This window comes from uncultured Campylobacter sp. (assembly GCF_938017615.1).
Lineage (GTDB): Bacteria > Campylobacterota > Campylobacteria > Campylobacterales > Campylobacteraceae > Campylobacter_B.
Map to the genome: position 1 here is coordinate 1 of NZ_CALIJA010000151.1, position 6,140 is coordinate 6,140.

Below are 6,140 nucleotides of genomic sequence, written 5' to 3' on the forward strand. Positions count from 1 at the left end.
AAATAAAATTGGCGGCGATCATCATTGCTGCCGTTTTTGCCACCATGCAAATTAGCCAAGCTTAAAAATAAAATTCGCGCCTAAATGCGAATACGTAGCCTATGAAATTTAAAATTTTAAAGCTCGCGGCAAAACCCACTGCAAGCGTTGCGGCGTTAAATTTAAAGGTTTAAATTCAAACGAAATCAAAATAAGAAATTTAAAATGACGGAAGATTTTTTTAAAAGGGACCCCCTATTTTTGGCACCTTTGGCGGGCTTTTCGGATCCGCCGCTGCGGGGCGTAGTGAAAAAATTCGGCTGCGACGCGACCGTAAGCGAGATGATAAGCGCAAACGCCCTTGTTTTCGAGGGCGAAAAGACGCTAAAGATGCTCGAAAAAAACGCCGCGGAAACCCCTTTTTTCGTGCAGATCGCAGGTAGCGATACGGAGATCGTCAAAAAGGCGGTTTTTCTCATCAATAAATTTGACGGCATCGACGGCATCGATCTAAACTGCGGCTGTCCCGTCCCCAAAGTCGTAAAACAGGGCGCCGGTTCGGCGCTGCTGCTTGATCTACCCCGTCTATCGCGCTTGGTCGAGACTATAAAAAAGTATTCGAACAAAAAATTTACGAGCGCGAAGGTGCGGCTGGGCTTCGGCGCCGTGGATATCGAAAATATCGCGCGTGCCGTACAGAGCGCTGGAGCCGATTTTATCGCCATCCACGGGCGCACCAGAGCGGGCGGATACAGCGCGGCGGTGGATTACGGCGCGATCGCAAGAGCCAAGCGCGCGCTGCAAATCCCAGTGATCGCAAACGGCGACATAAACTCCGCCAATGCACCTGCAGTGCGAGACCTTAGCGGCGCAGACGCGCTGATGATCGGTCGCGCGGTCATCGGCAGGCCGTGGATCTTTCGCGAGATCAAAACGGGCGAGCAGGCAAGCGACGCACTAAAAAAGGAGGTCGTGCTTTATCATTTCGCTCAAATGCTAAGCCATTACGGTAGCCACGGCGTGGCGATATTTCGCAAGCATCTGCACGAATACTCTAAGGGGCGCGAAAACGCCGCAAGCTTTCGCGAGCAGATCAACCACGTCACCGCCGAGAGCGAAATGACTCGGCTAATCGAGGAATTTTTCGCCTAAATTTAGAATTTTAGGAACTCTGATGATTATTTTAAAAATTATAGCCTGCGCATTTTCGATGGGTTTTTGCTTGATGTGCATTTCAAGTTTGATGGGTTTTTTGACAGGGCAGATTTTTGACACATCTAGCGTCCGGTTTGACGATCCCTTAGAATGGCTACAGCAGAAGTGCGTATATTTCCTATTTTTGTGGATATTTTTCTGCGGGGTTTGTGCGGTGCTTGCCGCAAAGCTAAAGGATTTTGGTAAGCTCACGGATTTTTTCGTAAATTTATTTTTGCCTACAGCAGCGGTTTGGATACTATCGCCATTTTTAGGGATGATGATTGTGGCGCTGATTGTTTCAGATTTGCATCTTGCCACGTTTTATTCCTCATTGCTTAGCGCATTAATATTTATCGTTCTTTTTATGATCGTCGTAAGGGAGGTCCTAAAGCAGATTTATCCGCCCAAGTCCTAGCGCGCGAAATTTTAAAATTTAGCGCAGAGCTTTTATCTACCGCTTATATCACAGCCCGCGCGTTAAAAGGCGAGGGCGTTAAAATTTAAGGAAAAATTATGGAAAATATCTACATCATCGGCGATGTGCATGGCTGCTACAGATCGCTTTTGGCGTTAATAGAGCAGCTGCCGCATAAATTTGATAGTAAAATTTGCTTCGTGGGCGATCTGATCGACCGAGGCCCTGCGAGCGCGGATGTGGTTGAGCTAGTGCGCGTCCGCGGATATGACGCGGTGATGGGCAATCACGAAAAGCGCTTTGTGGGCAACGCAAAAACTGCACTAAGGTGCGCAAAGACGGGCAAATTTACGAGCTCAAATGACCTCTACGCATTTTTTAGCCTGGATGAAAGCTGGCTATTTAATAACGGCGGTGAGGCGACGCTAGCGTCGTATTATCGTCACGGAGGCGTGAAGCAATGCAAGGAGCATCTGCGGTTTGTCTCGCGGCTGCCGATTTACCTGGAGTATGATTTGTGTGATGAAAGCGGTCGCGCTCTCGTCGTATCGCACTCCGCAGTGGGTTGCGCGTGGGGGATTAGACACGATGCAGAGCGTGCGAAAAGCTTCGCCGCTCATGTGCTAAGCGGGCGCGGAGATGATAGCGCGAATGATGGAATTTTTAACGTCTACGGGCACACGCCGGTAAAAAAGCCCGTCATTACGGAATTTAGCGCAAATATCGATCTGGGCTGTGTTTATAAAAAGCACTGGGGCGAGAACGCGAGGCTTTGCGCGCTGGAGTTTCCCTCAAAGAAAATTTTCACGCAGGAGAATATAGATTTTTAAGCTTACATTCAGACTCGCGCAGATTAAAATTTAAATTTACGCAGGCTGTTTGAGAGCAAAATTTTTAGAATTTAAAGGCGCGTTCTTGAAGCTCCCGTCGCTCAGTCAGGTCGCGCTGAAATTTTAAATAATATCCCTTAGCTTACGCGCTTCATACATCCACGCCTCAAGCTCGTCCCAGCGCTCGCCCTCAATCATCTGTACGCAAATTTCAAGCTCGTTTTTAAAAGCGTCGATCGCGCCTAGGAGGTTTGTGCGGTTTTGCTTAAAAATATCGACCCACATCTGCGGCGAGCTTTTGGCGATACGACTCATGCCCGAAAAGCTACCGCCGGCTAAATTTATGATGTTGCGGCGATTTTCCTCTTTTAGTACGCTGTTTACGAGCGAGTAGCTGATCGCATGCGGCAGGTGCGAGATGAGCGCCACGTGGTGATCGTGGCTTTTTGCGTCCATAAATACGATCTTCATCCCCGCAAATGAAAAAATTTCGACCGCTCGTTTGATATGCACTTCGTCTGCGCCGTGGTCGTCGCAGATAACGACTACTGCGCCGTTTAAAAGCTCTTTAAATGCCGCTTGCGGGCCGGAGTTTTCGGTACCTGCCATCGGGTGAGCTGCAATGAAATTTCGTCTGATTTGCGGCGGGCAGTTTTGCAAAATTTTAAATTTAGTGCTTCCCAGATCGATGATCGTCGTCTCGCTTCTGCAGTCGCTTAGTTTTTGCAACGTCTCAATAATTGCCTCCACGGGGATTGCAAGAAAGATCGCGTCACAGCTTTGCTTCATTTGCTCCAGGTTTAAAATTTCATGCACGAGCCCAAGTTTCAGAGCTTCTTTTTCGTTTTCGCGGTTGATGTCGCAGCCATAGACGGCGCTAATTATTTTGGTGCTTTTTAGACATAGCCCCAGCGAGCCGCCGATGAGACCCAGACCGATAATTCCTATCTTCATAAAATTCCTTTTTGATATATGCAAGTTTTAATTTTAATGTGGTATTATACGCAAATTATTTTCGTTTTTAGGTAAAATTTTATGAAAAAAAGCGTTTTTTTACTCTTAGTAGGCGGGATTTCCGTGGCGTGCGCCGCACAGATCAAATCCATTAAATTTGAAGGTCTTAGACATCTTTCTCCACAGGTTGCGCAGCAAATTTCAGGACTTAAAGTAGGCGATGAGCTTAACGGCGAAAACACCAATGCTGCGATCTCAAAGCTATTTGAGCAGGGCTATTTCAGCGACGTTTATATCAGCGAACAAGGCGGCGCGGTCACTATCAACGTAACCGAAAAACCGACTATCGCTAAGGTCGAGATCAAAAACGTAGTGACCAATGATCGCGATAAGATAAATGAGCTCATCGGCTTGCGTCCGGGTCAGGTTTACGATGAGGTGGCTGCTAAAAAAGCGGAGACCCGCATCAAGCAATACTACGAAGTCAAGGGCTTTTTCGACACCGTGGTGGAATTTTATCCAAAGCCGATAAACGACGATAAATCGGTCATCTTGCTAACGATCGAAGTAAATCGCGGCGAAAATATCATCATCGATAAGGTAAATTTAGTAGGCGCGGACAAGCTCGACTATGATGATATAGAGCCATCCGTTGCCAATAAAGAACGCGAGATGCTGGGCTGGATGTGGGGCTTTAACGACGGCAAGGTAAAAACCGCCGAGCTTCCTAACGACGCAAATAGAATTCAAGAAGAATATTATAAAAAAGGCTACTTAGACGCACAGGTTTCTGCGCCGCTACTTAATGCCGATATGGATAATTACACTGCCGATCTTACCTACTATATCAACGAGGGCGAGCAATATACCGTAAGCTCCGTAGATATCGAGTATCCTGCAGATATAATCAAGCTTGATAAAGAAAAAGTTTTGGACGATTTCAAGCTTCAAAAGGGCGATACAATGAATTCCGAGCGTTTGCGCCGCGATATGAATACGCTAGAGACTTTAGTCGCGGATCAGGGATATGCCTATGTGCGTATCGTGCCTAAGACTAAGCAGGACAAAGAAGCTCGCACGGTCGCTATCACGTATCAAGTCATCCCTGAGGATAAAGTCTATATTAGAAACGTAACGATCTCGGGTAACGATAAGACCGAGGATAAGGTCATTCGCCGCGAGATGTATCTGACCGAGGGAAATTTATATAGCAAAACCGACTACAACGATTCGTTAAATTCTTTAAAACGCACGGGGTATTTCGATGAGGTGGAGATTAAAGAAAACCGCGTTTCTAATGATCAGATCGATCTTGAAGTTGCAGTTAAAGAAGCTCCTACAGGCTCTATCACGGGTGGTATCGGATATGGCAGCGAGGATGGAATTTTACTTAGCGGCGGTATCAGTGATAGAAACGTATTTGGCACCGGTCTTCACGGCGCATTCTCGGTCGAAAAGAGCGACGATCAGTTAAGCGGACGCTTGAGCTTAACCAATCCTAGAGTATTTGATTCTGAGTATAGCTTGGGCGGATCGATCTTTGCCAACGATTACGACTGGGACGATTACGATGAGAAATCTTACGGATTTTCAATCACGGGCGGTCGCAAGATTGGGCGTAATACCGATGTAAGCCTTACGTATTATCTCGAAAAGAGCGAGATTAAGGGCTTAAACGAATATTACGCCAAAGCGGGCTATCTAGATGGCAAGAATTTAAAAAGCTCGATTATCCCGTCTATTACATATAATAGCACAGATGATTATTACTTGCCAAGAAGCGGTATGATCGCAAGTGCTAGCTTAGAATACGCGGGTCTTGGCGGCGATATGGACTACACCAAGGCGCGAGGATCGTTTAACTACTATTTTGGCTTGCGAGATTATATCGATCACGACATTATCTTTAGATACAAAGCTGCAACGGGCTATATGTGGGAAGGTAATAAAAAGATCCCGATCAATGAAAAACTATTCCTGGGCGGAATGAAAAGCATTAGAGGCTACGAAGGTCGCAGTATCCCGAAAAAAGAGATCTGCTTAAATGCAAATAATTGCCGCTATATCGAAACAGGCGGCATGCAGAGCTTCAATAACTCCTTTGAGCTAAGCTTTCCGGTGGTCGATAGGCTTAAAATGCGCTTTGTAACGTTTTTTGACTACGGAATGATCGGCGATCATGACTGGAATGAGGAGGAGCGCTACAGCACGGGTGCTGGTATCGAGTGGATGACGCCGATGGGGCCTTTGCAGTTATACTTCGTTAAGCCGCTTAATAAAAAACCGCACGACGATACAAATAGCTTCGAATTTAGTATCGGCGCTAGATTTAATTAAACGGCGGCGACTTGCGAAAGCTGTGGCGTGCGTAGGATTTCTACCGCATGCCTTAAAATTTAATAACGCTCGCAATTTTAGCTTTTTGTGTAGCGCTTATTTGCAGCTATTGTAGGCGGTTTGAGCTAAATTTTAATTGGAATTCCGCTCGACTTAGGATGAAATTTAAACGCATAGCTTGCTTTGGATTTTTTCAGAATTTTAGTTATCAAGATAGTTTAAATTCCATTCATATAGTAAAATTTTAAGTACAAGAGTTCTAAAAAATCAATACAAGCCATTAGCATAATTTAAAGAAATTCTAATATTGAAATTTTAAAGATTACGATATAGACGATAAACGCCGCTTTGTTGTGCGCGGAATTTCACTGCATAGGATTTAGCGTGCCACTGAATTTTGAAACTCATAAATTTTGAGATTCTAAAAT

At 45.6% G+C, this 6,140-nt stretch carries 5 protein-coding genes; 3 read left to right on the forward strand and 2 right to left on the reverse strand.

Features of this window, described 5'->3' with window-relative positions:
• The first annotated feature begins 204 nt into the window (after positions 1-204).
• Complete coding sequence (locus Q0620_RS07765; RefSeq protein ID WP_298784271.1) at positions 205-1,131, forward strand: tRNA-dihydrouridine synthase; 927 nt, start codon at positions 205-207, stop codon at positions 1,129-1,131.
• Here Q0620_RS07765 and Q0620_RS07770 read toward each other — a convergent pair.
• Positions 1,108-1,494 carry a hypothetical protein gene (locus Q0620_RS07770; RefSeq protein ID WP_298784273.1) on the reverse strand — a complete coding sequence of 129 codons (387 nt, stop codon included), beginning with the start codon at positions 1,492-1,494 and terminating at the stop codon, positions 1,108-1,110. The two genes, Q0620_RS07765 and Q0620_RS07770, sit on opposite strands and share 24 nt — an antisense overlap.
• A gap of 195 nt (positions 1,495-1,689) precedes the next feature.
• Here Q0620_RS07770 and Q0620_RS07775 point away from each other — a divergent pair, with 195 nt between their 5' ends.
• Positions 1,690-2,421, forward strand: a complete 732-nt coding sequence (locus tag Q0620_RS07775; protein ID WP_298784274.1) for a metallophosphoesterase — start codon at positions 1,690-1,692, stop codon at positions 2,419-2,421.
• 123 nt (positions 2,422-2,544) lie between these two features.
• On the opposite strand, the gene Q0620_RS07780 is transcribed toward Q0620_RS07775, so the two are convergent.
• Complete coding sequence (locus Q0620_RS07780) at positions 2,545-3,375, reverse strand: prephenate dehydrogenase (protein ID WP_298784275.1); 831 nt, start codon at positions 3,373-3,375, stop codon at positions 2,545-2,547.
• Positions 3,376-3,456: 81 nt separating this feature from the next.
• Between Q0620_RS07780 and bamA the strand changes: the two genes are divergently transcribed.
• Positions 3,457-5,712 (forward strand): outer membrane protein assembly factor BamA, encoded by a 2,256-nt coding sequence (bamA, locus tag Q0620_RS07785; protein WP_298784276.1) that lies wholly within the window; start codon positions 3,457-3,459, stop codon positions 5,710-5,712.
• Positions 5,713-6,140: the final 428 nt, after the last annotated feature.

What these genes read in the sequence shown, in the direction of transcription:
- Q0620_RS07780 (WP_298784275.1), bottom strand. Translation starts at nt 3,375, where the DNA reads ATGAAGATAGGAATTATCGGTCTGGGTCTCATCGGCGGCTCGCTGGGG.
- Q0620_RS07765 (WP_298784271.1), top strand. Translation starts at nt 205, where the DNA reads ATGACGGAAGATTTTTTTAAAAGGGACCCCCTATTTTTGGCACCTTTG.
- bamA (WP_298784276.1), top strand. Translation starts at nt 3,457, where the DNA reads ATGAAAAAAAGCGTTTTTTTACTCTTAGTAGGCGGGATTTCCGTGGCG.
- Q0620_RS07775 (WP_298784274.1), top strand. Translation starts at nt 1,690, where the DNA reads ATGGAAAATATCTACATCATCGGCGATGTGCATGGCTGCTACAGATCG.